Source organism: Flammeovirga sp. AWQ4_249 (genome assembly GCF_056161045.1).
In genome coordinates this window covers 1-26,138 of sequence record NZ_JBSWYJ010000016.1, presented here as the reverse complement: position 1 = coordinate 26,138, position 26,138 = coordinate 1, and the positions used below count along the sequence as shown (strand labels likewise).

Sequence of the window (26,138 nt, the reverse complement as noted above, 5' to 3'; positions counted from 1 at the left end):
TACTATGGAATTTTTCATCCTTACTTTAGTCTTTTGGAAGGTTATTACCTGCGAAAAAACAGAAAAGGAAGATAAACGATTGTAACCTATTATTCACTTACGTTGTTTGGAATATACATTCATCACCTTAAAAATTAACAATCACTCCTTCATTTTCCATCACTTTTAACTCTTCTTCCAAGGCATTATTTTTCTCTTCAATTAGATTATCAGAGATGTTGAGAATTTCTAACTTGTCGAGGTTTTTAATCTCAATAGGGAAGGAGGTGATTTTATTTTTAGAAAGATCTAGTTCTACCAAATTTTTCAAAGAAAGAATAGATGTTGGAAAGTCTTCAAGACTATTTTCTTGTAAATGTAGAACTTGTAAATCTTGATATACACTTAAGTCAAATACATAAGTTAAGGTATTATGATGAGCATATAGCTTCTTTAATTGCTTTAAGTTTTCCATCTCTTCAGGTAATTCATTTAGTTCATTATATGATATATATAATGTATTTAGTTTAGTTAGATTACCAATCTCTTTAGGGAGGACTTTTATTTTGTTATGATAAAAATCTAATTCTTTTAAGTTTGTAAGTTTGAAAAATGATAAAGGGATTACTTCTATATCATTTTCATATAAAATAAGATGATCTAATCCAGATAAATTTCCGATTTCATCAGGAATTTTTTTAATGTTATTTCTTGCCATCACCAAGCTTTCTAAGCTTTGCATATGATCAATTTTATGAGGAATTTCAAGTACCATACACTCATTCATATTGAGCTTTTTCAAATTTTTTAGCTTTCCAATACTGTAAGGATCTAGAGGTACGATCGTTTTGTTAAGGGTCAGAGATTCAAGTTTTCTTAATTTTTGGATTTTTTTTGTGTTTTCTAATGGATTATCAGTTAAAACTAAAGTTTTTAATTTTTTCAGTTTTCGTAAACCACGAGGTAGTTTTTTTAGATTACACTGACTTAGGTTGAGATATTCTAAGTTTTTTAATTTTGAAAATCGAAGTTTAGAGGAAGAAAGGTTATTCTGTGCTAAGTTCAAGTATTTCAAATTTTCTAAATCCTTTAACTCTTTTGGGATTTTCGTAAACTTATGATTTTTTAGAATGAGAGTATCAATCTTAGAAAGATCATAAATCTTATTAGGGATAGCCTCCCAATTTGAATGGGAAATCTCAACTTTATGTTGATCAATTGTTAAAGATTTTAATGAATTGTTTGCTTCAACAGTTTTATCCTTTCGAACCTCAATTTTCTTTAACGAGTCTTTTTTAAGGGAAGCAATTTGTCTTTCATACCTTTCAGGATGATTTTCTTTTATTTTATCCCAAAAACTTTGAATATCTTTATTCCATTTCGCTTCTTTTTCTTCCTGAAGTTTGATTTGTTCTTGATGCCTTTGTTTTACTTCTTTTCTTGATTGTGCATAAATAAAAGAAGGCATGATGATAAATAAGATGAAGAGTAGTTTCATGTTGTAATTGAAGTTAGAAATTATAATATTAGGTCATTTGAAACAGTGTAATAGACATTTTCTTTAACATTCTACAAGTTAAATTATATATTTTTTGTAATAGAAGTTCAGTGTAATCTGAAATTGATATGTAAGTTCATGCGTCGTTTGACTATAGCTAAACAAAATAATGTTCAGCTATAGTCATTATGAGATTAAAGTTTAAAATTGATAGGTAAAACTATTCTTTGCTTTACAATTTCACCATCTGTATTTGCAGGTGTCCATCCTTTTATTATCAAAGGTGCAATTCTTAGAACTTCTTCATCCAACAAAGGATGAACTCCTTTTACTATTGTAAAATGTTCACCATTACCTTTCTTATCAACTATAAACTGAAGATATACTCTCCCTTCAATACCCTTTTTTCTTGCTTCTTTAGGATATACTAATTGTTTTCCCACTAGTTTGTAGAATTCTTTCATTCCACCTGGGTATCCAGCAGGGTTTTGAGCAACTATATAAACCTTTTCACCATCAACCATCTTATACTTAGGTGATGATTCTTCAGGTTTATTTTTTATTGTGTTCACTTGAAATTGATGATTTGAAGATGGTAATTGACGTATTTTATTAATCATTTCTTCAGTTAAATCACTTTTGAAATTAATAATAATAGCCCCTTTTACCTTTTCATTAAATATTTGAGGTAAACTTTCATTTTTTAAAACATTTACACTTGCTATTCTATCACTATCAAAATCTTTTTCTAAATCTATTGATTTATTGATATCCCAATAGGTTTTTTCATCAAGTTCATAACCAAAGATATTTTCAGTAGTTACTTCTTGTAATCTTGGATCTACTGCATTAATTTCATCTTGTACACAAGCCTGTGCTATTAGAACGATTGAACTGACAATGAAAATAGAAAATATAGAATGAACTCTTTTCCATTGTGCTGAACGTTGTTGTTTTAACATATTGATTCGAGATTTTATTGTTGAGAATTGAAAACCATGGCCAACACTAATCGAGAGCTCTTCAAAGAGTGATCTGACCATTAACTGACGATAAGAAGCATCATTCGTCATTTGATTTGCCTTTTGATCGGCAAGGTATTCATGCTGCGTGCGCAGTGCAGCATCAATAAGGTATATTGCAGGATGAAACCAAAAGATAATCTTTATAAATTCCATCAGAAAAATATCTAATGAATGTAGTTCTTTTACATGCGTCTCTTCATGCTTTAAAATTAAAGCTTCTTCTTGTTGATTTAACGCTTTAGAATTATCCCAGAAGATGTATTTTAAATAGGCAAAAGTGGGATATTTTCCATTTGTAAAAACAACTGAAATATGATTCAATTTCGTTCGCTTATTTCTTGCTATAAAACGAAGTAATAATAGGTTAGAGAGAATAAATTTACTTAATAAAAATAGCACGACAGCTCCATAAATCGACAGTGCAATTTCAGTATCTGACCATATAATTTCAGTATTTGAGATTATATTTTCTTGAACAGATATATCAAGAGTTGGTAGAGTAATGACGGGGATTGTATCAATAATGATTTCTTTCTGGTTTTGATTTAAAAATTCAATTCCAGGAAATACAATACTAATGATAAGTCCTATCAAGAGTGTTATTCTATTGAGTTGGAAAAACGTTTCTTTTCTTAAAAAGATAAAATAAAATAGAGCAAGAAGTGTTAATCCGATTGATGTGATGAAGAGATAAGAAAGCATGATTTTAGTCTTTAGTGTCCGTTGAATTATCTTTTTCTATATCTTTTAGCATTTCTTCTAATTCATTCAGGTCAACATCTTCTTTTTTAGCAAAGAATGAAACCATACTTTCAAATGACCCACTAAAGAAACGTCCTACAAAATTCTTGAGATACTGATGTGAATATTGCTCCTTCGTTATTAATGGAAAATATTGATGACTTTTTCCAAATGTATTATGACCTACAAACTCTTTTTGCTGAAGTATTCGAATAATTGTAGAAACAGTATTATACGCAGGCTTTGGTTCTGGAAGTTTTTCTATGATTTCTTTTACAAAGGCTTTATCAAGATCCCATAGAACTTGCATTACTTGTTCTTCTGCAGTAGTGAGCTTTTTCATGTAATTATTAATGATTAGATATTTTTTGTTTTTGAATATGTCTGCAATTTATGAACTAAATCTTTAGTTATCAAAATATATAAACTAAAAACTTAGTTATTTAACTAAAATTATAGTTCATTAAACAAGAAAGAAATTCCATTTTGTGTTCATATTTACGTCAAAAAGTAATAAATATTACTTAATACGTAACATATAGTTAACATTGGAGTAGTGAAGGTTATTTTATGATTTTAGAACTTCTTACAATTTTTTCACATAAAATGTTGTAACATACCATAGAAAATAGGCGTAAAATTAAGGTATATGATATAAATCACTAAAATTTGATTAGTGTACTTATTACATTATTAAAAAATATACTACATCTTTGTGTTACGATAATGTTACAAGAAGATGACATTAATTATTACAAACTAAACAATACAATTATGAACATTAAGAATATATTATTGCCAGTTGCATTTATTTTTGGATTAGTATTTAACGTTGCTGCTAACAATATTGATGACGACAAACCTTTATTTACATACAAACAAGCTAAAGTTGTGAATTATGAAGCAATTGTTGATCAAGTGAATTATCCAAAAATAGGAAAAGATTTAGGTATTGAAGGAACTGTAAAAATTAAGGCTTATGTCAATGAAAATGGCGAAGTTACAAAATATACAGTCGTAGAAGGAAGTAATCAGATGTTAGCTGGTTCTGTACATGATGCGATAATGAACTTAGAATTTGAACCTACAGTTGTTACAAATACTTCAACAGGAGAAACTACTGCAGTACCATCATGGGTAATCGTGCCGTTTAATTTTTCATTAGATTATAACTAAGAAATAAAGTTAGTTTAGCAATACATTAAAAAAAGCACTTTGGTTAATAGTTAAACCAAAGTGCTTTTCTTTTATCTTTTTTTCTTCTTTCTTCCTGAAGCTTTTGTATTACCAAGCTTCATTCCTGGTTTTCCACTACTTTTCCCGACATGAGAGTTAGGTTTTCCATGAAGATTTTTTCCTTTACTTGCAGGCTTCCCTTTTTGATCTCTTTCTTCTTTTTTCGCTCTTGCGTGATATTTAAGAAGTTCCTCAGCCATTTTAGAGTTACCACTTTTACGAAGTGTTTCTCTAATCCAAGCTTGATTTTCTTTCTTATACCAGAAGAAGAATTTATTTTGATCCTTCTTTTTCCTTGGATCTTTTACTGTATCAACTGGCTTCAAAGTATAAGGATGTACACCTGTATAATAAATAACCGTTGCTACAGTCATTGGAGTAGGAGTGAAATCCTGTACTTGTTCCAATTGGAATCCCATTTCTTTTGTTTCTAAAGCCAAATTGGCCATATCTTTCATATCACAGCCAGGATGACTTGAGATAAAGTAAGGAATTAATGGTTGTCGAAGACCATGTTTCTTATTAATCTGATCGAATTTTTTCTTAAACGTATGGAAATGCTTGAAAGAAGGTTTACGCATGATTTTTAAAACAGGATCTGAAGTATGTTCAGGTGCAACTTTCAATCGTCCTGGGATGTGGCGAGTGACTACTTGCTCCATATACTCATGCAAACTTTTCGTTTCATCTGATTTATTGTACTCACTGACCAATAAATCATAACGAATACCACTACTTACAAATGCCTTTTTGATGTTAGGGTGCTTGTCAACTTTTCTATAAAGTTGCGTCATCGCTTTATGAGAAGAATCTAAGTTATCACATACCACCGGGTGAATACATGATGGGCTCACACACTTGTCACAAATCGATTGAATTTTACCTTTCATCTTGTACATGTTTGCACTTGGACCTCCAAGATCACTTAAGTAACCTTTGAAATCTGGCATAGTCGTAACCTTATCAATTTCTTTTAGAATTGAATTCTCAGAACGACTGGCAATCATTTTACCTTGATGTGCAGAGATCGTACAGAAAGAACAACCGCCAAAACAGCCTCTATGCATGTTGATAGAGAACTTAATCATATCAAAAGCGGGTATTGCTCCTTGATTATTATAAGTTGGGTGGGGTAGTCTTGTGTAAGGAAGATCAAATGAAGCATCAATTTCTTTCTCCTTCATTGTTTTGTAAGGAGGGTTGATGATTAATTTTTGATCTCCAATTACTTGCGTCAAACGATCCGCATATTGTTTATTTGATTCTCTTTCAATGTGCTTGAAATTAGAAGCAAACTTAATTTTATCTTCAAGACATTCTTCATGAGAATGAAGGTCTATTGTATTCCAGTGAACACCTTTTGGAAGTTCTTGATCAGCAGGTTGTAAAATAGCCGTTTGTTGAATAGTCTTCAGCGAACGCATTGGAACCCCTTTTTTTACCAATTTAATAACTTGGCGTAAAGGCTGTTCACCCATTCCATATACTAAAATATCAGCTTTAGATTCTTCCAAAATAGTTGGTCTAAGTTTATCAGACCAATAATCATAGTGCGTAACTCTTCTTAAAGAAGCTTCAATACCTCCAATTAAAACAGGAGTATTTGGATATAATTCTTTTAAAATTTTAGAATATACTATAGTTGCATAATCTGGTCTTTTTCCAGATTCACCACCAGCAGTATATGCATCGTTCGAACGTCTCCTTTTAGCAGCAGTATAATGATTCACCATAGAATCCATACAACCACCTGTTACACCAAAAAACAGATTAGGTTTACCTAGTTTTTTAAAATCACTTAAGTCATCCTTCCAATTTGGCTGAGGGATAATACCCACACGTAATCCTTCAGATTCTACTAACCTTGCAATTACAGCTGCACCAAATGAAGGGTGATCAACATAAGCATCTCCTGAGACAATAATAACATCTAAGCTATCCCATCCACGAAGTGCCATCTCTTTCTGAGTGATTGGTAACCAATCTGATAATTTATTTTCTTTTCTTATCATTCTAAATCAAGTTCGGGTTACAAATTTCGGAAGAATGTGCTTATGATGTATACTTTATGTAAGACTATTTATAAAATGAACGTGAATTCAGGGGTAAATAGTTGAATATTAGTGTTTTTGTTGCCTTTTGTGGTTTTTATTACGTGTGTAGTACAGCCTAAAAAACGAGTTGACGAATAAAATGACATGTACTACCTTTGATATTGAATAAGAGCCTTCTTCTTGTTAAACCTAATTTTAGAGATTTTGCCCTTATGGTTGGTCTTCTTGAAAAGCTATTATTATCAGAGAAATGAAAAAGTGGATACTTCTTTCGAGGGAAGATCCACTTTTATTATAAATAAACCTTATTATTAATATAATTAGAAGCGTTTGGCAATCCATCTTGGAAGTACCACACCACCAATTACCAAGTATGCATAATATGTAAATAGCCTCCAGAATAAAGCAACAATTAATACAATGCCTCCATCCTTAAAAAATTGTCTGAAAAATTCATCAAAGAAATATTCAGCAGTTCCTGCACTTCCGGGTGTTGGAGAAATAAGCATCACAATCCACATGATGACTTGCCTTGCAAATATTAAACATTGATCTAAAAAGTCTTGATTACTTAGGTTTGTTAAATCAATATGAAGAAAAGCATTAATTAAGCAATTCAACATAGCATATCTAGCTGACCAAATGAAAATAGTTGAAAAAATAACTTTAAGCCAATAATTGATATTGTGCCCTTTTAATTCTTTAGATGCGACTATCATTTCGTTACCACTTTTTACAGCATCTCTTCTCCATCTTTTTGTAATTCTAAATGAAGTAAGATACCATAAAAATCTTTTAAATGATTTAGGACCAATAAATAAACCCCAAGCCATGAACAAAGTATAAAGAGCAATTAGTGAAACACTAACAAAGAATATTTGTTGGAGGCCTAATGTAAATCCTAACATTTCTGTTGAGTAGTTGTTTTCAGGGAAAATACTTCCAGGAAATAAAGCAATCACTAATAATGATGCACAAACAAAGAAAAGATTATCAAGAATTGCAGTCAGCATGACAAAACTTAATGCTTTTCCAAAAGGGATTTTCTCTTTGTTCATGATAAAAACAGCAACTGTAGTTCCTCCAACAACTGATGGTGTGATTGCAGAGGCAAATTCCCATAACATGATGACAAAGAAACTAGAATTCCAACTTAATTTATTATCAGTCAGAGTTCTTATACGAAACATATAACCGAAATCTCTTCCAAAAAGCACTAAAAATGAAGCGGCAACCCACCACAAGTTCATTTGAGTTAAACTTTCGAGGATGAGCTCAGAATTAAATTCATCATTAGAATAAATCATATAAAAGATCACACCAAAGCCCACTAAAATAGGAATGACCATTTTTTTTGGACTTAAGCTTTTAAGCATTTTCTGCTGTTGTGTCTCCATTTATTTGTTCATAGTTTAATCTCTTTATAACACACTTTACTTCAACAATAAAAGGTACAATGAGATGAATTATTAGATTATATGAATTTACAAAAATATGTTTTATTCTGATTTTCGAAATTTAATTCGAATATTTTAATAGTCTAATTTGATTTTTTTTCAATTAGTGTGATGAGTTTACTGAGTAAAGTTTCTGGTTCAAAAGGTTTAGATGCAAAATCATTAAACCCTTTTGCAGTTATATTTTTGATTTCATCACTTGCAACATCTGCAGTTAATGCTACAATTGGGATGTTTTTGAAATAGGGATTATCTTTTTCTCTAATTTGTTCAGTAGCTTCAAATCCATTCAGAACAGGCATTTGTAAATCCATCAAAATAATATCTATATCTGTATGGTTTTCCATTTGATCTAAAGCTTCTTGGCCATCCTTAGCAACTATAATATCCGCTTCCCAACGGCTCAAAAACTCAGAAGCAATCAGAATATTAAATTCGTTATCATCAACTAATAAAACTTTATTTCCCTTAAGATTTCCATCGACAATTTTTAAGTTGTCTTTTCGCTTGATAGCATTTTGATTACCTGAAATCTTAAATGGTAAATTAACCGTAAAAGTTGTGCCTTTATTTTCTTCACTTTCAACAGTCAATTCTCCTTCTAATAAATCCACTAATTTTTTGGTTATGCTTAATCCAAGTCCAGTACCTCCAAATTTTCTAGTTGTACTATCTTCTGCTTGAGTAAAGGCCTCAAATATAGAATCTATTTTATCCTGTGAAATTCCAATGCCACTATCTTTTATCTTAAATTGATAAACAATCATATCATCATTTTGAAAATTAGTGTTTACTGAAAGTGTTACAGCTCCTTTTTCAGTAAACTTGATACCATTTGACAATAGATTTAATAAGATTTGTGACAAACGAGTAGGATCTCCCTCTACAAAATGTATAGGTAGGTTTTTAGCGTCGAGTTGAAAGCCAATATTCTTTTTTTCTGCTTGATCTGCATACATATTAAAGAGGTGCTCAACAGTATCGGGAAGTGAAAAACGAATTTTTTCAAGACTAACCTTATTTGCTTCTAGTTTATTAAAATCTAATATTTCATTGATTAATCTTAATAAGTTATCAGCCGCAAAGCGCATCATCTCTAGCTTTTTAGCTTGATAAGGATTTAAGGCAGTATCAATTAAAAGGTTGATAGATCCAATAATGGAATTCATAGGTGTTCGAATCTCATGACTCATGGTCGAAAGAAATTCCATTTTTTGTTGTGCAGAGTATTCGGCTTTCTCTTTTTCTTCTTTTAATTTATTTTCAACATGTTTTCTGGAGGAAATATCCATGGCGAACACATTGACCACTTTTTCATCAGGAATTGGTTTTATTGTAATAGAATAATGTTTATGTTCTATCACTTGTTCATAACTACTTGTCTCATTATTATTTATACATTTCTCAAACAAATTACTGTATACCCAATCTAATTCTTCAAAATGAGGAAGGATTTCTTTAGCTGCTTGATTAGAGTAAATCAATTTGCCTTCTTGGTTAAATTTTAAAGTAGGATAGGGGTTATGTACTGAGTTATGAGAAGGTGTATTAAGGTATGTAGTTTTCTTATTGATAAGTGAAATGATCGTTTCTGATAACTTTTCACAAATGACTTTTAAGCATTCTATATCATCGAAACCAAAATTTTCTTCATTACTTTGAAGGCATAATTTTCCCCAATCTTCTATAGTAATAAAATATAGATATTGTCCTTCGTCATTTAATACTGAAAATTTATTTACATTTTCATTAAGATATTCCTCCAAAATGTGCATTGAAGGTGGAATGTAATTTACTGTTGAGTATTTAATGAAAAGGCCGTAATTATGAACGTAAGGAAAAGTAAGCCTGAAATCTAAAGCTTTAGCCTTACTTTGCTCTACAAAAAAAGATAAATGAAAAGAAGAAGTAATTTTTTTTAAATGGGCACTAAATCGATCAAAAACCAAAGGAACGCTATTACTTTGACCTATTACAGATAATAGATACAAGCAATTTTGAGTATCCTTTTGGGATAATGCTTTGATTTTTGATAGTTCCATGAGTAATGAGAAAAGTACAGATGAGGGCGTTTTATTTTTTTTTTATTCAGCCTTTATCTTTATGATTTTGAGTTTCGTTGGCAACACCTTGTTGGATTACCTTTTTGGCTTCTTTTACCATTGGGTCTTTGATGTTTACTACTTTGTAATAGCCCTCATCACCCCACATAGCACGAGCGATTACTACTTTTATTCTATGTCTTAATTCTTCATCAATCATGTCAGGATTATGATGTCTTGCACTACGATTTACACCATTAGCGGAAGAGAAATTTTCCAATTGATTGATAATAGAAGTGTCATTTTCAAAATTTTCGATGAAATGATTTAAACCATGTTCTTGAAGATCTATGTAATTATCATTGGCATAATTTAAAGCGAAATCACGAAGTAGATCAGTATGCTCTAAAGTATAATAATAAATGCCTAGTGAGGTAGTATCTAGAGGTACAAAATTGTCTGGAATAATACCACCGCCACCATAAACAATGCGATTATTATCGGTTTTGAACTGTGGCATTTGATCTAATTTTATACTGTCTTTGAAAAACAGTTCACCACTTTCATAGCGTTCGTTGATGTCATTATTATAAGATATACCTTCTCCGTAGGGTTTTTGAATACTTCTACCACTAGGAGTAAAGTAACGTGATATCGTTAAGCGTAATAGAGAGTTATCTTTTAAACGGATTTGTCTTTGGACAAGACCTTTACCATATGTTCTTCTTCCTACTACAATTGCACGGTCATGATCTTGTAATGCACCTGTGACAATTTCAGAAGCAGAAGCAGATCTTTCATTGACAAGAACAACGATTGGACCATCAAATTCTGCAGGGCGAATGCTGTATTCTTTTTCACTGAATTCATTTCCTTTTCCTTCTGTGTAAACGATTAAATCATCTTTAGGAAGTAAATCATCGGCAATTTTAACAGCTTGTCCTAAGAAACCACCACCATTATCTCTTAAATCCAAAACAAGGTTTTTCATTCCATCAGATTTCAGAACTAAAAGTGCATTGTGGAATTCATCGTATGTTTTATTCGCAAATTTTGAAATTTTGATATACCCAATTTGTTCATCGATCATGTAGCTAGATTCTACAGAAGGAGTGGGTACTCTGTCTCTTGTGATTGAAAATGATAGTAATTCAGGTTCTTTTCTTCTTTTGATGCCCACATCTACAGTTGTACCTTTTTTACCTCTTAGTTTTTTGACAATTTGAGCATTTGTAAAATTTTGCCCTGCAATTGTATCACCATCGACCACAACAATTTTATCACCGGCTCTAATTCCCGTTTTTACAGAAGGACCGCCAGGCATGATGGATACGACTTTTAAAGTGTCATCTATAACTCTAAATTCAATTCCGACTCCTTCAAAACCTTCATTAAGTCTTGAGGCCATGATATCAGCTTCTGAAGGGGGAACATAGACTGTATGAGGATCAAGATCTTCTAAAATGTGGTCAATTGCCTTTTGTGTCAATTGATCAACATCTACAGTATCCACATAATATTTATCAACATAATTGAGTAAACGTTCAAATTTTGATGCATTAGAATCCACAGCAAGACGTTTGTCATCTACACTTGGAGACCTCAAATGAGTACCTATAATCACTCCTAGGCCTATTGAAAGACCTACGATTAGAGGTATCCATGCTTTGATACTAAATTCTTTTGTTGATTTTTTTTCAGTCATTATGGTTTAAGCATCTAGAAAAAGCTATTGAGCTACTTTCTTATTAAAGACAAAACCACGTTCATCTCTACGATCTTCGAAATCAATCTCAAGATCAATTAAAAACATCATTTGTCTTTTTTCGATCAAAACAGTAATTTCTTTGGTCATGTAGGAAACATCAGTTTCTTTTTCTTTATCAAATCCTAGCGTAAAAGCGGCGCCACCACATCCACCACCACCTTTTACACCTACTCTTAGAAAGTAGCCTTCAGGAACTTTTTTTTGGGTTAATATTTTTTTTATTTCTTCGGCTGCACGATCAGTTATTGTGATCGGATTTTCAATGTTCATCTTTAATATAATTTATGGACAAGTTTGTTGAAAAGCAAAATGTGTTTCTTCAAATTAGGTCGTATATTCAACAAGTATCTTAAAATCTTGAATGTACACAAATAATCGTTTTTCTAAAGACCAAACTTTTTAATCTTCTCAATGATTGAAGATGTAGAAAATCCTTCAACTAAAGTAATCGTCTTTACTTCGCCTCCATTTTCTATAACCTCTTTTGATCCAACAATGTTTTCGATTGTGTAATCTGCACCTTTCACTAATACATCAGGGATTAATGAATTAATCAAATCGATAGGTGTTTCTTCTCCAAAAAGAATAACCATATCAATAAACTCAAATGCAGCTAAAAGTCTTGCACGAGCATATTCATTATTTATAGGTCTTTCTTCTCCTTTTAATTGTTTTACCGAAGTATCTGTATTAAGTCCAAGAATCATTTTAGTTCCTTGAGCTCTTGCTTGTTCCAAATAATCCACATGTCCTAGGTGAACAATATCAAAGCATCCATTTGTAAATACGACTTTCTCACCTTCCTGTTTCCAGTTAGCACGTATTTTTTTTGCTTCTTCTAGATTTACAATTTTATTTTTTGAACTCATGTTTATTCGTCAGTTTCTTCAGGATCTTTCTTAAGGTTGGCAATCAATGTGCTTATACCCCCAAAAGTTAATACTGAAATAGTTTGTGAAGTATGCATTAATAGTGCAAAAGCAACGGCATCTGTATTAGCAACTCCATACGCCAAAAGTGTTTGTGTTGCAAAAAAGTGATAACTTCCTGTCCCACCTGGAGTTGGTAAAACCATACCTAAACCACCCATCATCATCATTACAAAACCAACCATAGCAGGAAGGGAAGATGTTCCATCAATCGCAAAAAAGAGGATGTAACACATGTAAAAATAAGTGATCCAAATTACTGCAGTTAGTAATAAATAAGAGACAAGGTCTTTCTTTCTTAGTTGAAATACACCAGCCATACCCTCCAAAATTCCTTGTAATACACCCATGAATTTTCGGAACAGGGGAGTTTTCATTAAGCGTTTTCTTATTTTAAAAAGAATAAGAATTATTAATAGGAATAGAATTGAAAGAATAATCAATAATATCGCCTTATTCTTTAAATTTTCTTCTTGCCCGGAGATGTGGGGCATTATCATATTGTTTAGTTTGTCGAATTGACTAACAAAAGCAATTGTAAACAGTATTATAAATACGACTAAATCAATAGCCCTTTCTGCTACAACAGCACCAAATGAAGTTTTAGCAGGGATTTTTGTTAATTTTTGTAGAACACCACACCTAAAAAACTCACCAAATCTAGGGATGATTACATTTCCTGCATACCCCGACATAGTGGCCATAAATAAATTTGGTCCACTTGCTTTATAGTTTAGAGGTTTCAACATTAAACCCCATCTAAGAGCTCTTGCGTAATGGCTAATTAATGATATAGTAATAGAAGCTAGAACAATACCCCAATTCAAATCTTGAAATGAAGATGCTACCTCTTGTATATTTTGCTCTTTCAATACATACCAGAGTAACAACCCGGCTAGTACAAGAGAGAAAACATATTTAAGAATCTCTTTTAATTTCATAGGTACCTCCTTTATGATAGGGAGAAGTATAAAAAACAAGCCAACCCAAATACTTTCAAAAGGTCTGAGTTGGCATAGTTGTTAATATTGTATAGAGTTAATCTTCTAACTTATTATTCTCATTAGGGAATACTAACTTAGGAGAATATTTCAATGCTTTTTTCTGTTTCATGTAAGCGTATGAGATGATGATTAAGATATCACCAACTTGTACTTTACGAGCTGCAGCACCATTTAGACAAATAGTACCACTACCTCTTTCTCCAGTGATTACATAAGTTTCAAATCGCTCACCATTATTATTGTTGACAATTTGAACTTTTTCGCCTTCAATAATATTAGCGGCATCCATGAGATCCTGATCTACAGTGATACTCCCCACATAGTTTAGTTCAGCCTGAGTTACTTTAACTCTGTGTATCTTTGACTTTAAAACTTCTATATACATAGTTGTATTTTAACAATCTGTTATCTAATGCTATTGGCTTACAAAGGCTATAACAAATATCCTTAATCGTTAAAGAATATGCAAATTATTAGTTGCTTGATATTCAGTTCATTATTAGGTTACCCGTGTTGCTCTTGTAAATCGTGCCTGCAATAATAAGACTTATTTGCTGAATGAACAATTTTATTAAGTTTCCTTAGAGAACTTTTAATGATTGTTTGTTCATTATCACTACATTCTGATTTCTATTCCTTCTTTTTTAAGTTCCCCTTTTAAATGAGGGATACTAATTTCCTTAAAGTGGAATATGCTTGCAGCTAAAGCCGCATCAGCCGCATTTTGTTTAAAAAGTTCAGTAAAATGAATTTCTTTACCCGCTCCACCAGAAGCAATTACAGGAATGTTGACAGATTGAGAAATTTCTTTTGTCAATTCGATAGCAAAACCGTTTTTAGTACCATCATGATCCATTGAGGTAAGTAAAATTTCACCTGCACCTCTTTCTTGACATTCATGTACCCATGGGATTGTTCTAAGTTCAGTTGGAGTTCGTCCACCACGAACATGTACAATGTGTTCTCCATTAACAAAACGTGTGTCAACAGCAACTACTACGCATTGACTTCCAAATTCATCAGAAAGTTCGTTGATTAATTCTGGTCTTTTTACAGCGGATGAGTTAATAGAAACTTTGTCAGCTCCAGCATTTAGTAAAGCAGAAACATCTTCTATACTTGATATTCCTCCCCCAACTGTAAAAGGGATATTGATTTGAGAAGCAACTCGTTGTACAAGTTCAATTAATGTTTTTCTTTTTTCAACAGTAGCAGTGATATCTAAAAATACTAGTTCGTCTGCACCTTCATTACTGTAGATTTTAGCAAGTTCGACAGGATCTCCTGCATCTCTTAATTCTACAAAATTGACACCTTTTACCGTTTTACCGTCTTTGATGTCTAGACAAGGAATTATTCGTTTTGTTAGCATATAAGGTGATTTTTAGAAAAAGTACAAAGATAGATCAAGATTTTTACAAATCTGAATAAAAACAACTTTAATTTTATTATGTCATAATATTGATATTTTTATAGTGATTTTAATAAAAACTCTATTAGTTTTGCATCCCGAGTGTTAAGTCATGTTTTTTAAAGAAGATCAAAATGCCAAAGAAGAATCACATCAAATCGGTACTTATCATCGGGAGTGGACCAATCATCATTGGTCAAGCGTGTGAGTTTGATTACTCAGGATCACAAGCAGCTCGTTCGTTGCGTGAAGAAGGTATCGAAGTAACCTTGATTAATTCTAATCCTGCAACCATTATGACAGACTCGGTGACCGCCGACAATGTCTATCTCCGACCTCTGGAGAAAAAATACATTAGAGAAATTCTTGAAAAGCATGAAATTGATGCTGTATTACCAACTATGGGTGGTCAAACAGCACTTAATTTAGCAATTGATTGTCAAGAAGCGGGAATCTGGGAAGATTACGGAGTAGAAATGATTGGTGTCGACGTAGATGCTATTAACCTAACAGAAGATAGAGAGCTTTTCCGTCAGAAAATGCTTGAGCTTAATGTTGGTGTTTGTAGAGGTCGTACCGCAAAGTCATTCTTAGAAGGAAAGGAAATTGCACAAGAAATTGGTTTCCCTCTTGTAATCCGTCCATCATTCACAATGGGTGGTACAGGTGGTGGATTCGTCCACTCACAAGAAGATTTCGAAAAAGCTCTGAAAAGAGGTTTAGAAATGTCACCAGTTCATGAAGTACTTGTTGAACAATCTATTTTAGGTTGGAAAGAATACGAGTTAGAATTACTTCGTGACAATTTAGGTAACGTAATTATCATCTGTTCAATTGAGAACTTTGACCCAATGGGTGTTCATACAGGTGACTCAATTACAGTTGCTCCAGCACAAACTCTTCCTGATACAGTGTATCAAAAAATGAGAGATTTGGCAATCAAAATGATGAACGGTATCGGTACTTTTGCAGGTGGATGTAATGTTCAGTTCTCAGTATCTCCAAATGATGATGAAATCATTGGTATTGAGATCAACCCTCGTGTATCTCGTTCTTCAGCTTTAGCCTCTAAAGCAACAGGTTATCCAATCGCTAAAATCGCAGCGAAATTAGCAATCGGTTATAACTTAGATGAATTGAAAAACCCAATTACAGGTACTACTTCAGCGTTCTTTGAGCCTGCATTAGACTATGTGATTGTTAAGATCCCTCGTTGGAACTTTGATAAATTTAAAGGTGCAGATACTGAACTTGGTCTACAAATGAAAGCTGTAGGTGAGGTTATGGGTATCGGCCGTACTTTCCAAGAAGCATTACAAAAAGGATGTCAATCTTTAGAGATCAAACGTAATGGTATTGGTGCTGATGGGAAAGAAAATACAAACCAAGAAGAAATCCTTTACAAATTAGAGCATCCATCATGGGATAGATTGTTCGCGATTTGGGATGCGATGAAGCTTGGTATTGCTATGAGAACTGTTCGTAAGATTACTAAAATTGATAAATGGTTCTTGCGTCAGATCTTAGATTTAGTTCTAGTTGAAAAGAAAATTTCTGAGCACACGATTGATACTATCCCTTACGAGGTGATGCGTGAAGCAAAAGAAAAAGGTTTTGGTGACCGTCAAATCGCTCATACTTTAGGATGTTTAGAATCTGAAGTATTTAATAAGCGTTACAAAGAGATGGAAATCAAGCGTCAATTCAAATTGGTAGACACTTGTGCTGCAGAATTTGAAGCGAAAACGCCTTATTTCTACTCAACATTTGATAAAGAAAATGAATCAGTAGCAACAAAGAATAAAAAAGTTATTGTTTTAGGTGCAGGTCCAAACCGTATCGGTCAAGGTATTGAGTTTGATTACTGCTGTGTTCATGGTGTCTTAGCTTCTAAAGAAGCAGGATATGAGACAATCATGATCAACTGTAACCCTGAAACAGTTTCTACTGACCCTGATGTTGCAGATAAATTATACTTTGAGCCAGTATTCTGGGAGCATATTTATGAAATCATCTTACACGAGAAGCCTGAAGGTGTTATCGTTCAGTTAGGTGGTCAAACTGCTCTTAAGATAGCTGAGAAATTGACTCGTTATGGTATCAAAATCTTAGGTACTAGCTACGAAGCACTTGATTTAGCGGAGGATAGAGGTAGCTTCTCAACTTTACTAAAAGAGAACAATATTCCTTACCCTAAGTTCGATGTTATTGAAACTGCTGATGAAGCATTAGATAAAGCTGAAGATTTAGGTTTCCCTCTATTAGTAAGACCTTCTTACGTATTAGGTGGTCAAAAAATGAAGATTGTTATCAATGAAGAGGAACTTGAGCAACACGTTGTTGAAACGTTGCGTGATATTCCTGGTAACAAAGTACTTCTTGATCACTATTTAGACGGTGCTATTGAAGCAGAAGCGGATGCAATTTGTGATGGTGAAAATGTTTACATTATCGGTATCATGGAGCATATTGAGCCTGCTGGTATTCACTCTGGTGATTCTTATGCAGTATTACCTCCTTACAATTTAGGTGATTTAGTAATCGAGCAAATCAAAGAATACACTAAAAAGATTGCTTTAGCATTAAAAACTAAAGGTCTTTTAAATATTCAGTTTGCAATCAAAGATGATAAAGTATATATCATTGAAGCAAACCCTAGAGCGTCACGTACAGTGCCATTTATCTGTAAAGCTTACCAAGAGCCTTACGTAAATTATGCAACTAAAGTGATGTTGGGTAAGAATAAAGTAACTGACTTTGATTTCAAACCAACGAAAAAAGGTTATGCGATTAAAGTTCCTGTATTCTCATTCAATAAGTTCCCTAATGTTGATAAGCAATTAGGACCTGAAATGAAATCAACAGGTGAAGCAATTTACTTTATCGATAACTTAAAAGATGAATACTTTAGAGATATTTACTCTAGAAGAAATCTTTACTTAAGTAGATAATCGGATTTTTTCCGTAGTTATATTAGCCCTGTTTCTTTAGGAGACAGGGCTTTTTTAATATAATTTTTTTCAGAAGCCAATAGCAACATAATAAAAGCTATTTTTTTAAAACATTAAACGCGAACAATAAGTCATTATGAAAAGAAAACAAGAATTTGATTTAGCTTTTATGCGTTGTGCAGAGTCAATCGGAGCTTTGAGCAGATGTACCCGATTAAAAGTAGGAGCTATCATTGTGAAAGATGGCAACATCATATCCATGGGATATAATGGTACACCAAAAGGTTTCGATAACTGCTGTGAAATTGAGGAGACAATTTGGAATGAGGAAACTCAATCTGAAGAAAAAAAACTAGTGACAAAAAATGAAGTTTTACATGCAGAAGCCAATGCTATTACAAAAGCAGCAAAATCTACCTATTCAACAGATGGAGCTTCTATATATTGTACAGACAGCTGTTGTTTCGGATGTGCAAAACTAATTGTACAAGCTGGAATAACTGAATTCTTTTACAAAAGAGCTTACAGAGATCAGTCAGGATTGGACTTACTACGTAAAGCAGGTGTTAAAGTTTCACAAGTTGAATATTAAATGAGAATTGTATTGAGCTGGAAATCAATCAAATTTATATAAAATATTAAAATACGTCACCAAAAAAGTATGATATATATCATCAATGTGAAATTGTTTTAATATATTTGATGGAATTTTATACGAACTTATTTTTCTCAATAGAGATTTAAGACGATAAATTGTCACTAATAAAGTATATCACAAACTTACACACTATCAAAAAGGTATGACAACGGCTTTACTTTTTGCCACGGGAGCGATATTAATCATAGCAGTACTTGCTTTGGTTTACCGTATCGTAACTCTTGTAGGAATCGCTAAGGGCGACCAAACGAAGAAAGTTACTTCAAGTAACAAAATTAATGCGGCATTATTCCCAATAGCATTAGTTGTAGGCGCTGTATTAATCATGTGGTCTTTCAATGATGCACAAGAGCACTTTTTACCAGAAGCAGCTTCGATTCATGGTAAAGAAACAGATCATTTATTCTGGATCACTATGGGGATTGTTTTTGCAGCATTTGCTTTAACACACCTTTTACTATTTACATTCCCATTCTTCTTTCAATATTCTGAAAAAAGAAAAGCGGATTTTAACCCACATAACGATACATTAGAGATCGCATGGACAGCAGTTCCTGCAATTGTAATGGCTGTTTTGGTAATTTTTGGTTGGAGAGCTTGGTCAGAGATTACAGCTCCAGCTTCTGAAGATGCTATTCAAGTAGAATTAATGGGTAAGCAGTTTGCATGGGAAATCCGTTACCCAGGTAAAGATTTGAAATTAGGTAAATATGATGTTGCAAACATCGATAATACAAACTCAATGGGAGTTGATTTTGACGATGTTAATGCACAGGATGATTTTACTGCAAGAGAAATTGTATTACCTGTAGGAAAAGAAGTAGAATTAAAGATTAGAGCAATCGACGTAATACATTCAGTATTCTTACCTCATTTCCGTGTAAAAATGGATGCTGTACCAGGTATGCCAACTCGTTTCAAGTTTACGCCAACAATTACAACGGCTGAAATGAGACAAAAGACTAATAATCCAAAGTTCAACTATGAATTAGCTTGTACTGAGGTTTGTGGTTACGGTCACTTTGGTATGAGAAGATTAGTGAAAATTGTTTCTCAAGAGGAATATGATAAATGGTTACAAGAGCAAAAGCCTTGGTTAGAGAAAAACCCTGACTATTTATCAGAGTGGGAAGCTAAAAAAGCAAAAGCTACTGTAGCTCAAACTCACTAATCCATTTTTATTTTAAGACACAAACTCAATAAAGATAAATAACATGTCAAGCGTAGCATTAGACGTAGAAAACAAAGACGTTCATTCGCACGATGATCATGAGCACCATGGTAACTTCTGGACCAATTACGTGTTTTCATTTGATCATAAAGTTATTGCTAAGCAATATTTAATCTCAGGTATTTTCTGGGCAATTATTGGTGGTGGTTTATCACTTTTATTCCGTATTCAATTAGGTTTTCCTGAAGCGAATTTGGAATGGTTAAGACCACTTTTAGGTGACTGGATTACTGAATCTGGTAAAATGGATACTACATTCTATTTAGCCGCAGTAACCATGCACGGTACTATTATGGTATTCTTCGTATTAACGGCAGGCCTTAGTGGTACATTCTCAAACTTCCTGATTCCTCTTCAAATTGGAGCAAGAGATATGGCATCAGGTTTTATGAACATGCTTTCTTACTGGTTATTCTTCTTAGCTTCAGTAATCATGTTCTGCTCATTATTTGCTTCAACTGGTCCTGCATCAGGTGGTTGGGTAATTTATCCTCCATTATCAGCATTACCGCAAGCTGTTTCAGGTTCGGGTATTGGTATGACATTATGGTTAGTATCAATGGTATTCTTCATCGCATCTTCATTATTAGGTTCGATCAACTATATCTCAACTGTAATCAACTTAAGAACAGCAGGTATGTCATTCGCTAAAATGCCATTGACAATCTGGTCATTCTTCATTACAGCGATTATTGGTACTTTATCTTTCCCAGTATTATTTGCTGCAGCTTTATTATTAGTGTTTGACCGTAGCTTTGGAACTTCATTCTACTTGTCAGATATCTATATTCAAGGTGAATTATTAGAGCACTCAGGTGGTAGCCCTATCTTATTCCAGCACTTATTCTGGTTCTTAGGTCACCCAGAGGTATACATCGTATTATTACCAGCTTTAGGTTTAACTTCAGAGGTAATCTCTACGAACTCTAGAAAACCAATCTTTGGTTACAGAGCCATGATCGGTTCAATGTTAGGTATTGCATTCCTTTCATTTATTGTATGGGCACACCACATGTTCGTATCTGGTATGAACCCATTCTTAGGAACAATCTTCATGTTCTTAACGTTGATCATTGCTGTTCCTTCAGCAGTAAAAGCATTTAACTATATCACAACATTATTCAGAGGTAATATTCACTTTACTCCTGCAATGTTGTTCTCAATTGGTCTAGTATCATTATTTATCTCAGGTGGTGTAACAGGTATCATCTTAGGTAACTCAGCATTAGATATCCAATTACACGATACTTACTTTGTAGTAGCTCACTTCCACTTAGTAATGGGTTCTGCAGCATTCTTCGGTATGATGGCAGGTGTGTATCATTGGTATCCAAAAATGTTTGGTAGAATGATGAATAACGCAATGGGTTATGTTCATTTCTGGTTAACTTTCGTTGGTGCATATATGGTATTCTTCCCAATGCACTATATTGGTATCGCTGGTTTCCCAAGAAGATACTACTCATTCACTAACTTTGATGCATTCTCAACATTCACTGATTTGAACACATTCATCTCAGTTGCAGCAATCATCACTGTTACAGCTCAATTTATCTTTGTATTCAACTTCTTCTGGAGTATGTTTAGAGGTAGATTAGCTCCATTAAACCCATGGAATTCAAATACATTAGAGTGGACTACTCCAAGAGAGCCAGGTCACGGTAACTGGCCAGGTGCATTGCCTGTAGTATATCGTTGGCCATATGACTACTCTAAGCCTAATGCTGATAAAGATGGTTTCACTGACTTTATCCCTCAAAATGTTCCATTATCACAAACTATGGAATCAAATACTCCTGAGGAAAAAGTATTAGCTCAATTAGATCAAGAGTTTGATAAATTAGGTGAGGAGAGAGAAAAGAATCCTTTCATCTAATAAAGAAATCTATTTATTTAGATATACTTTTATCAGAAAGTATCCAAAGGGTATAGACTTCGGTCTATACCCTTTTTTTGTCTTTACCAGAAGAAAGTAAGTTTATAATTAATCATCTCAGTATGATCTAAATAAACATAAGAAGCACCAATATTAAAGTTGCCAAAGACAAAACCTCCTCCTGCAGTATATGTTTGATCTTGAAAACCTGTTCTGTAGCCTGTTAAAGCTTCAACATATAACATGGATATACGATAACGTAATCCACCTGAGAATTCCCAATCTTCCATATTTTCATTAGTTAAATCAAGATTTTCACTACTTGGTTTCTTGAAGAAATCATTCCAACCAAAATCACCTCTTACAGAAAGTCCTTTTACTAATGTGAAATCTAAATCAGTATAAACACCAACACCATAATTATATTCTAATTGAATAGGTTGTGAATATCTAAATGAATTACCTGCAGATAAATGAAAATCACTTTTATCTTTTTGACTATAAGAAAAGAAGGATGTGAAAAGGAAAGCAATTAATAAAAATAGTTTTTTGATAGAATCGTTTTTCATAGCAATAAATTAAGTTAGATGTATAAATTGATTATCTAATTTGAAGACAGACATAAATTTTAACTAGACAATGATGTTCACTTTTATTAAATTTCATATAAAATCCTATTTTTGTTAACTTAGATAGTAGAACACAATCACTCATTATGAATCTAAAGTATTTTCCTCTCCTCTATATTGTACCATTTTTGATTTTTTCTTGTAATGAAACAGTTCCAGATCCTGGATATCAAAACGGGACGCCATATTATCCAATTCAAGAAGGTTGGTATATGACGTATCAAATTGATACAGTTAATATTGATTTTGATAATGAGGATGCAGATGAAGAAGGTGTTGTCTCTGAAAATTCTATACAATTAAGAGAATTAATTGGTAGTCCTTACGATGATGGATTTGGTGGTCAAAATTATCCATTACTGAGGTATAAAAGAGATTCTGAAGAAATGGAATGGGTTTTAGATTCTATTTGGGCACTTACCTATCGAGATAATCATATCATTCGTTATGAGAATGCAATTCCATATTTGAAATTACTTAACCCACTACAAGAAAATACATATTTTAATCAAAATACTTATAATGGCTTACCATCAAGAACTCAAGAAGGATTTGATTTGAGATATGAAATTTTGAGAGTGGGTAGGTCTTATTATTATGAAGGTCAGCTTTATGAGAATACAGCTGTAATACAGGAAGTAAATAATATTAATACAATCTTAGATGCTGAAGAAACAGAAATTGCTGTTTACCAAAAAGACTTGGGTTTAGTAATTAGAGATTATAGTAATACTGCAAGGCGTTATTATGAATTTACAACAGAGGAAGCAGTGTTAGTTGGTAATCCTTATTGTGGAGATAATAGTAATACAGAAACCATAGTTTTGGGTAATGGAACTAGAGTTGCTAATCCATTTGTAGATCAAGATAACTGTGAAACAAATCCAATATTTGATGTTAGTCAAGATAGCGTAGATCGATGGATTTCAACTTGGGAAAATTCTCCTAATTCACCAATTGTAAATTGGACCTCAGGTGATAATGGGAGTACGATTATACAATTAGTCCAGCCTCAATATTATAACGGCTACAATGAAGTGGGTACGCAAATCCATCAAAAAATTATTGGATATGGAATTGATATTGATGTTGAATAATTTTTTTCTATTAAAAGACCTCATTTGATCAATTTATTTGTTATTCTTTTTACAATAACTCTTTATACTTTTTTCTTTTTAAAATACAACTTCTAAATTGCAGTCCAATTTTTTTATAAGAAGTACCGTCAAATATTTTTATGGCATTCACAGCAGATTCTATATTAACAGACATGAAAGCTGGTAAATTTTCACCAATGTATTTTTTACAGGGTGAAGAACCGTTTTTTATTGATCAAATCTCTGATTATATAGAAGAAAATGCTTTAACTGATGCTGAAAAAAGTTTTAACCAAACGATTCTATACGGTAAGGATACTACACTTACACAAGTTCTTGAAAGTGCAAGACGATTTCCAATGATGGCAATGCGCCAAGTTATTATCGTTAAGGAAGCACAGGATTTACCTGATTTAAGTAGAAAAAGCAGCTTAGAATTATTAAATAAGTATGCCGAAAATCCAGTACCATCAACCGTATTGGTAATGGCATTGAAAAATAAAAAACTAGACGGAAGAACACCAGCCAAAAAGACTATTGAAAAAAATGCAGTCTTCTTAGATTCTAAGAAGATGTATGATAACAAAATTCCTGCTTGGATTAAACAGTTCTGTAAAACAGAAGGATTCAAAATTAAAGATAGAGCAGTTAATTTAATTTCTGAATACATCGGTAATGATCTTGTGCGTATTGCCAATGAATTAGAAAAATTAATGCTTAATTATGATAAGGAATCTACTGAAATCACAGAAGCTTTAATTGCAAAACATATTGGTATAAGTAGAGAGTACAATGTATTCGAACTTCAGAATGCTTTAGGAACGAAGGATGTTTTGAAAGCTAACCGTATTGTGATGTATTTTAATGATAATCCAAAAAGTAATCCCTTTGTTGTTGTCGTAGGTACTTTGTATGCCTATTTTTCAAAGTTATTGGTCTTACATGAAAACTTTACTCAGCCAGATCAGCAATTAGCAAAGTTGATCGGTGTAAATCCTTATTTTATGAAAGATTATAAAATGGCTGTTCAAAATTACCCAAGAATTAAAGTACTTCAAATCATTGAACACCTTCAAGAAGCTGATCTTAAAGCAAAAGGTATCAGAGCGTCACTTTCTGATGACGAAAATCTTAAAGAATTGGTGTTTAAAATCCTCCATTAGACTTAATACCTCCCTTTATCTTTGCGTACTTTTTATTAGAATTAATACGTTAAGATGAAAATATTCAAATCATATACATTTGAGGCGGCACATTTCTTACCTCAAATGCCAGAAGGACACCCTTGTAGAAGAATTCATGGTCATTCATGGAAAATGGAATTACATTTTGATGGTGAACTTGTAATGCCTTATGAATGGGTTATTGATTTTCATGAAATTGATAATGTTGTAAATCCAATCTATACGATTTTAGATCATAATTTTTTAAATGAAGTAGAAGGACTTGAAAACCCCACTTCTGAAGTGATCTCCATGTGGATTTGGAATAAAATCAAAAAAGATCTTCCAGCACTTTATAAAGTCGTGATTTTCGAAACGCCAGAGGCTGGTACTGAATATTTAGGAGAGTAACAATATTATAGTCGATCCATAGAAAAGGCTTCTGGCTTGTCATTAAACATCAGCTTTGTTTTCTTCCATGTTGTTGCGAAAAAATCTGAATGTCTATAATTATCTAGAGCCTTTTCATCTTCCCAAATACTAAAGGTCATAAATTTATTTTTTTCCTCCTTATCTCTTAGCAAAATAACAGAGTGACACCCTTCAAAACTTTCAATAGTATCTTTAATGTTTTCAAACATTTTGATGAAATCAGATGTGCATTCTTGTTTAAACGACATTCTTACGAATCTATGTAACATTATAGAGGTTTATTCATGAAAAAAATTGCAATTTCTCCCTTAAAATATGCAACTTTGTGCGATATAAAAAATCACATTAGACATCAATTGATTTAATAATGAAAGAATCTAATATCAGAGTAAAGGTAGAATTGGATGATAAAAATGTACCAGAGAAAATTTTCTGGAAAGCAGACGATTCTGGTCAAGTGGGTCTTCAAGAAACACGTGCTTTTGATTTAAATATATGGGACCATGAGAAGAAAGAAACACTTCGTATCGGTCTTTGGGGAAAAGAAATGACAATTGAAGAATTGAAATTCTTTTATATTGATACTATGGGGGGTATCGCTCAAAATATTTTCAATGCAACTGGAGATGAAAAGATGGCTGCAGAGATACATCAAATGTGTAAGCGTTTGTCAGATCATGTTGTAGAATTAAGAAATAAAGAAGGTAAATAATATTTTTACCAAAGAAAAAAGAGGCCGTCTCATAACTAGTTTATGAATCGGCCTCTTTTTTCATATCCACATTTTTATAGATTAGTATCGATATTTTGAATTAAATAGCTCTTATTTGAAGCCTAAAATGAAGAATATGTAAAAATACACCTTTTTTTACCCCTTTTTGGAGCTTTCTAGCGTATTTCATGATATTCATGGACATGAAGACAAGACCTAACTCTATCTCGATTTTATCAAGACCT

Annotated in this window: 23 protein-coding genes; 9 read left to right on the top strand and 14 right to left on the bottom strand. The window is 32.7% G+C overall.

All coding sequences use genetic code 11. The features are described from left to right. Nucleotides 1-127: 127 nt before the first annotated feature. From ACXAHM_RS13380 to ACXAHM_RS13370, 3 genes are all read right to left on the bottom strand, one after another. Nucleotides 128-1,477, bottom strand: coding sequence for a leucine-rich repeat domain-containing protein (locus tag ACXAHM_RS13380; RefSeq protein ID WP_474960948.1), 1,350 nt, complete (start codon nucleotides 1,475-1,477; stop codon nucleotides 128-130). Nucleotides 1,478-1,671: 194 nt separating this feature from the next. Next, nucleotides 1,672-3,204: a TonB family protein gene (locus ACXAHM_RS13375; RefSeq protein ID WP_474960947.1), complete on the bottom strand. Its 1,533-nt coding sequence runs from the start codon at nucleotides 3,202-3,204 to the stop codon at nucleotides 1,672-1,674. 4 nt (nucleotides 3,205-3,208) lie between these two features. Then, on the bottom strand, nucleotides 3,209-3,586 hold the full coding sequence (locus ACXAHM_RS13370; protein ID WP_474960946.1) for a BlaI/MecI/CopY family transcriptional regulator: 378 nt from the start codon (nucleotides 3,584-3,586) through the stop codon (nucleotides 3,209-3,211). 431 nt (nucleotides 3,587-4,017) lie between these two features. Between ACXAHM_RS13370 and ACXAHM_RS13365 the strand changes: the two genes are divergently transcribed. Then, the gene (locus ACXAHM_RS13365) at nucleotides 4,018-4,419 is read left to right on the top strand and encodes an energy transducer TonB (RefSeq protein ID WP_474960945.1); all 402 of its coding nucleotides are present in this window, start codon (nucleotides 4,018-4,020) and stop codon (nucleotides 4,417-4,419) included. A gap of 71 nt (nucleotides 4,420-4,490) precedes the next feature. Here the strand turns inward: ACXAHM_RS13365 and ACXAHM_RS13360 are convergent, their stop codons facing one another. The 9 genes from ACXAHM_RS13360 to hisF all read right to left on the bottom strand — a co-directional run bounded on the left by ACXAHM_RS13360 (nucleotide 4,491) and on the right by hisF (nucleotide 15,105). Continuing rightward, nucleotides 4,491-6,491 (bottom strand): YgiQ family radical SAM protein, encoded by a 2,001-nt coding sequence (locus tag ACXAHM_RS13360; RefSeq protein ID WP_474960944.1) that lies wholly within the window; start codon nucleotides 6,489-6,491, stop codon nucleotides 4,491-4,493. Between the two features lie 362 nt (nucleotides 6,492-6,853). Further along, nucleotides 6,854-7,930, bottom strand: coding sequence for a lysylphosphatidylglycerol synthase transmembrane domain-containing protein (locus tag ACXAHM_RS13355; RefSeq protein ID WP_474960943.1), 1,077 nt, complete (start codon nucleotides 7,928-7,930; stop codon nucleotides 6,854-6,856). A 143-nt stretch (nucleotides 7,931-8,073) separates the two neighbouring features. After that, nucleotides 8,074-10,032, bottom strand: coding sequence for an ATP-binding protein (locus tag ACXAHM_RS13350; RefSeq protein WP_474960942.1), 1,959 nt, complete (start codon nucleotides 10,030-10,032; stop codon nucleotides 8,074-8,076). Nucleotides 10,033-10,078: 46 nt separating this feature from the next. Then, nucleotides 10,079-11,737, bottom strand: coding sequence for a S41 family peptidase (locus ACXAHM_RS13345; protein WP_474960941.1), 1,659 nt, complete (start codon nucleotides 11,735-11,737; stop codon nucleotides 10,079-10,081). A gap of 24 nt (nucleotides 11,738-11,761) precedes the next feature. Further along, complete coding sequence (locus ACXAHM_RS13340) at nucleotides 11,762-12,070, bottom strand: HesB/IscA family protein (RefSeq protein ID WP_474960940.1); 309 nt, start codon at nucleotides 12,068-12,070, stop codon at nucleotides 11,762-11,764. Nucleotides 12,071-12,183: 113 nt separating this feature from the next. Beyond that, entirely contained in the window at nucleotides 12,184-12,669 is a 486-nt protein-coding gene (gene rfaE2, locus ACXAHM_RS13335) for a D-glycero-beta-D-manno-heptose 1-phosphate adenylyltransferase (RefSeq protein WP_474960939.1), read from the bottom strand. Nucleotides 12,670-12,671: 2 nt separating this feature from the next. Beyond that, entirely contained in the window at nucleotides 12,672-13,670 is a 999-nt protein-coding gene (locus ACXAHM_RS13330) for a lysylphosphatidylglycerol synthase transmembrane domain-containing protein (RefSeq protein ID WP_474960938.1), read from the bottom strand. A 97-nt stretch (nucleotides 13,671-13,767) separates the two neighbouring features. Further along, entirely contained in the window at nucleotides 13,768-14,118 is a 351-nt protein-coding gene (gene panD, locus ACXAHM_RS13325; RefSeq protein WP_474960937.1) for an aspartate 1-decarboxylase, read from the bottom strand. 231 nt (nucleotides 14,119-14,349) lie between these two features. Continuing rightward, nucleotides 14,350-15,105 (bottom strand): imidazole glycerol phosphate synthase subunit HisF, encoded by a 756-nt coding sequence (hisF, locus tag ACXAHM_RS13320; RefSeq protein WP_474960936.1) that lies wholly within the window; start codon nucleotides 15,103-15,105, stop codon nucleotides 14,350-14,352. 173 nt (nucleotides 15,106-15,278) lie between these two features. Here hisF and carB point away from each other — a divergent pair, with 173 nt between their 5' ends. The 4 genes from carB (at nucleotide 15,279) to ACXAHM_RS13300 (ending at nucleotide 21,860) form a co-directional block, all read left to right on the top strand. Further along, nucleotides 15,279-18,095, top strand: coding sequence for a carbamoyl-phosphate synthase large subunit (gene carB, locus ACXAHM_RS13315; RefSeq protein ID WP_474960935.1), 2,817 nt, complete (start codon nucleotides 15,279-15,281; stop codon nucleotides 18,093-18,095). A gap of 136 nt (nucleotides 18,096-18,231) precedes the next feature. Further along, nucleotides 18,232-18,687, top strand: coding sequence for a deoxycytidylate deaminase (locus tag ACXAHM_RS13310; protein WP_474960934.1), 456 nt, complete (start codon nucleotides 18,232-18,234; stop codon nucleotides 18,685-18,687). A gap of 208 nt (nucleotides 18,688-18,895) precedes the next feature. After that, nucleotides 18,896-19,924 carry a cytochrome c oxidase subunit II gene (locus ACXAHM_RS13305; RefSeq protein ID WP_474960933.1) on the top strand — a complete coding sequence of 343 codons (1,029 nt, stop codon included), beginning with the start codon at nucleotides 18,896-18,898 and terminating at the stop codon, nucleotides 19,922-19,924. 43 nt (nucleotides 19,925-19,967) lie between these two features. Next, complete coding sequence (locus tag ACXAHM_RS13300; RefSeq protein WP_474960932.1) at nucleotides 19,968-21,860, top strand: cytochrome c oxidase subunit I; 1,893 nt, start codon at nucleotides 19,968-19,970, stop codon at nucleotides 21,858-21,860. Nucleotides 21,861-21,943: 83 nt separating this feature from the next. Here ACXAHM_RS13300 and ACXAHM_RS13295 read toward each other — a convergent pair whose 3' ends face one another. Next, on the bottom strand, nucleotides 21,944-22,429 hold the full coding sequence (locus ACXAHM_RS13295) for a hypothetical protein (protein ID WP_474960931.1): 486 nt from the start codon (nucleotides 22,427-22,429) through the stop codon (nucleotides 21,944-21,946). Between the two features lie 146 nt (nucleotides 22,430-22,575). Here ACXAHM_RS13295 and ACXAHM_RS13290 point away from each other — a divergent pair, with 146 nt between their 5' ends. The 3 genes from ACXAHM_RS13290 to queD all read left to right on the top strand — a co-directional run bounded on the left by ACXAHM_RS13290 (nucleotide 22,576) and on the right by queD (nucleotide 25,160). Then, entirely contained in the window at nucleotides 22,576-23,586 is a 1,011-nt protein-coding gene (locus tag ACXAHM_RS13290) for a hypothetical protein (protein WP_474960930.1), read from the top strand. A 140-nt stretch (nucleotides 23,587-23,726) separates the two neighbouring features. Further along, a complete protein-coding gene (gene holA, locus ACXAHM_RS13285) occupies nucleotides 23,727-24,749 on the top strand; it encodes a DNA polymerase III subunit delta (protein WP_474960929.1) in 1,023 nt (340 codons plus the stop codon). Nucleotides 24,750-24,803: 54 nt separating this feature from the next. Then, nucleotides 24,804-25,160, top strand: a complete 357-nt coding sequence (gene queD / locus ACXAHM_RS13280) for a 6-carboxytetrahydropterin synthase QueD (RefSeq protein ID WP_474960928.1) — start codon at nucleotides 24,804-24,806, stop codon at nucleotides 25,158-25,160. 5 nt (nucleotides 25,161-25,165) lie between these two features. Here the strand turns inward: queD and ACXAHM_RS13275 are convergent, their stop codons facing one another. Further along, nucleotides 25,166-25,450: a putative quinol monooxygenase gene (locus ACXAHM_RS13275; protein ID WP_474960927.1), complete on the bottom strand. Its 285-nt coding sequence runs from the start codon at nucleotides 25,448-25,450 to the stop codon at nucleotides 25,166-25,168. A gap of 98 nt (nucleotides 25,451-25,548) precedes the next feature. Between ACXAHM_RS13275 and gldC the strand changes: the two genes are divergently transcribed. Next, nucleotides 25,549-25,893: a gliding motility protein GldC gene (gene gldC / locus ACXAHM_RS13270; protein ID WP_474960926.1), complete on the top strand. Its 345-nt coding sequence runs from the start codon at nucleotides 25,549-25,551 to the stop codon at nucleotides 25,891-25,893. Nucleotides 25,894-26,138 lie beyond the last annotated feature (245 nt).

Coding starts and splice junctions, on each gene's coding strand:
- ACXAHM_RS13295 (WP_474960931.1), bottom strand. CDS start 22,429: ATGAAAAACGATTCTATCAAAAAACTATTTTTATTAATTGCTTTCCTT.
- ACXAHM_RS13305 (WP_474960933.1), top strand. CDS start 18,896: ATGACAACGGCTTTACTTTTTGCCACGGGAGCGATATTAATCATAGCA.
- ACXAHM_RS13365 (WP_474960945.1), top strand. CDS start 4,018: ATGAACATTAAGAATATATTATTGCCAGTTGCATTTATTTTTGGATTA.
- hisF (WP_474960936.1), bottom strand. CDS start 15,105: ATGCTAACAAAACGAATAATTCCTTGTCTAGACATCAAAGACGGTAAA.
- ACXAHM_RS13370 (WP_474960946.1), bottom strand. CDS start 3,586: ATGAAAAAGCTCACTACTGCAGAAGAACAAGTAATGCAAGTTCTATGG.
- carB (WP_474960935.1), top strand. CDS start 15,279: ATGCCAAAGAAGAATCACATCAAATCGGTACTTATCATCGGGAGTGGA.
- ACXAHM_RS13350 (WP_474960942.1), bottom strand. CDS start 10,032: ATGGAACTATCAAAAATCAAAGCATTATCCCAAAAGGATACTCAAAAT.
- ACXAHM_RS13345 (WP_474960941.1), bottom strand. CDS start 11,737: ATGACTGAAAAAAAATCAACAAAAGAATTTAGTATCAAAGCATGGATA.
- panD (WP_474960937.1), bottom strand. CDS start 14,118: ATGTATATAGAAGTTTTAAAGTCAAAGATACACAGAGTTAAAGTAACT.
- ACXAHM_RS13340 (WP_474960940.1), bottom strand. CDS start 12,070: ATGAACATTGAAAATCCGATCACAATAACTGATCGTGCAGCCGAAGAA.
- ACXAHM_RS13355 (WP_474960943.1), bottom strand. CDS start 7,930: ATGGAGACACAACAGCAGAAAATGCTTAAAAGCTTAAGTCCAAAAAAA.
- ACXAHM_RS13375 (WP_474960947.1), bottom strand. CDS start 3,204: ATGCTTTCTTATCTCTTCATCACATCAATCGGATTAACACTTCTTGCT.
- holA (WP_474960929.1), top strand. CDS start 23,727: ATGGCATTCACAGCAGATTCTATATTAACAGACATGAAAGCTGGTAAA.
- ACXAHM_RS13275 (WP_474960927.1), bottom strand. CDS start 25,450: ATGTTACATAGATTCGTAAGAATGTCGTTTAAACAAGAATGCACATCT.
- ACXAHM_RS13380 (WP_474960948.1), bottom strand. CDS start 1,477: ATGAAACTACTCTTCATCTTATTTATCATCATGCCTTCTTTTATTTAT.
- ACXAHM_RS13360 (WP_474960944.1), bottom strand. CDS start 6,491: ATGATAAGAAAAGAAAATAAATTATCAGATTGGTTACCAATCACTCAG.
- queD (WP_474960928.1), top strand. CDS start 24,804: ATGAAAATATTCAAATCATATACATTTGAGGCGGCACATTTCTTACCT.
- ACXAHM_RS13300 (WP_474960932.1), top strand. CDS start 19,968: ATGTCAAGCGTAGCATTAGACGTAGAAAACAAAGACGTTCATTCGCAC.
- ACXAHM_RS13330 (WP_474960938.1), bottom strand. CDS start 13,670: ATGAAATTAAAAGAGATTCTTAAATATGTTTTCTCTCTTGTACTAGCC.
- gldC (WP_474960926.1), top strand. CDS start 25,549: ATGAAAGAATCTAATATCAGAGTAAAGGTAGAATTGGATGATAAAAAT.
- ACXAHM_RS13310 (WP_474960934.1), top strand. CDS start 18,232: ATGAAAAGAAAACAAGAATTTGATTTAGCTTTTATGCGTTGTGCAGAG.
- ACXAHM_RS13290 (WP_474960930.1), top strand. CDS start 22,576: ATGAATCTAAAGTATTTTCCTCTCCTCTATATTGTACCATTTTTGATT.
- rfaE2 (WP_474960939.1), bottom strand. CDS start 12,669: ATGAGTTCAAAAAATAAAATTGTAAATCTAGAAGAAGCAAAAAAAATA.